Consider the following 1654-nt stretch of genomic DNA (forward strand, 5'->3'; position numbering starts at 1 on the left):
TCTAAACAAACAATCTGTGTGAACACTTACGAGCTCTTCGTAAGGAGGTGATCCAACCGCAGGTTCCCCTACGGTTACCTTGTTACGACTTCACCCCAGTCATGAATCACACCGTGGTAAACGCCCTCCCGAAGGTTAAGCTATCTACTTCTGGTGCAACCCACTCCCATGGTGTGACGGGCGGTGTGTACAAGGCCCGGGAACGTATTCACCGTGACATTCTGATTCACGATTACTAGCGATTCCGACTTCATGGAGTCGAGTTGCAGACTCCAATCCGGACTTAGACGTACTTTCTGAGGTCCGCTTGCTCTCGCGAGGTCGCCTCCCTTTGTATACGCCATTGTAGCACGTGTGTAGCCCTGGTCGTAAGGGCCATGATGACTTGACGTCGTCCCCACCTTCCTCCGCTTTATCAACGGCAGTCTCCTTTGAGTTCCCGACCGAATCGCTGGCAACAAAGGATAAGGGTTGCGCTCGTTGCGGGACTTAACCCAACATTTCACAACACGAGCTGACGACAGCCATGCAGCACCTGTCTCACAGTTCCCGAAGGCACTCTCGCATCTCTGCAAGATTCTGTGGATGTCAAGACCAGGTAAGGTTCTTCGCGTTGCATCGAATTAAACCACATGCTCCACCGCTTGTGCGGGCCCCCGTCAATTCATTTGAGTTTTAACCTTGCGGCCGTACTCCCCAGGCGGTCGATTTATCGCGTTAGCTTCGGAGCCCATCACTCTAGGCAACAAACTCCAAATCGACATCGTTTACAGCGTGGACTACCAGGGTATCTAATCCTGTTTGCTCCCCACGCTTTCGCATCTCAGCGTCAGTATCTGTCCAGAAGGCCGCCTTCGCCACCGGTATTCCTCCACATCTCTACGCATTTCACCGCTACACGTGGAATTCTACCTTCCTCTACAATACTCTAGTTAACCAGTTTTAAGTGCAATTCCTAGGTTGAGCCCAGGGCTTTCACACCTAACTTAATTATCCGCCTACATGCCCTTTACGCCCAGTCATTCCGATTAACGCTCGCACCCTCCGTATTACCGCGGCTGCTGGCACGGAGTTAGCCGGTGCTTCTTCTGTAATTAACGTCAATTGATGCACCTATTAGATACACCACCTTCCTCATTACCGAAAGTACTTTACAACCCGAAGGCCTTCTTCATACACGCGGCATGGCTGCATCAGGGTTTCCCCCATTGTGCAATATTCCCCACTGCTGCCTCCCGTAGGAGTCTGGACCGTGTCTCAGTTCCAGTGTGGCTGGTCATCCTCTCAGACCAGCTAGAGATCGTCGCCTTGGTAAGCCTTTACCTCACCAACTAGCTAATCCCATATGGGTTCATCAAATGGCGCATGGCCCGAAGGTCCCATGCTTTGGTCTCTCAACGTTATGCGGTATTAGCAGTCGTTTCCAACTGTTGTCCCCCTCCATTCGGCAGATCCCCATACTTTACTCACCCGTCCGCCACTCGTCATCAAGTGCAAGCACTCATGTTACCGTTCGACTTGCATGTGTTAAGCCTGCCGCCAGCGTTCAATCTGAGCCATGATCAAACTCTTCAATTTAAAGTTTGATGCTCAATAACTGTCTCTGACATAATTCAAATGAATCTTCAGTGTCACTTATCAAGACTTAATTTTT

At 50.7% G+C, this 1654-nt stretch carries 1 rRNA gene; it reads right to left on the reverse strand.

The window, feature by feature from the left end:
• Positions 1-40 precede the first annotated feature (40 nt).
• Positions 41-1578 (reverse strand): 16S ribosomal RNA (locus J3U18_RS03210).
• Positions 1579-1654 lie beyond the last annotated feature (76 nt).

Source organism: Gilliamella sp. B3482, from assembly GCF_026536805.1.
Lineage (GTDB): Bacteria > Pseudomonadota > Gammaproteobacteria > Enterobacterales > Orbaceae > Gilliamella > Gilliamella apicola_E.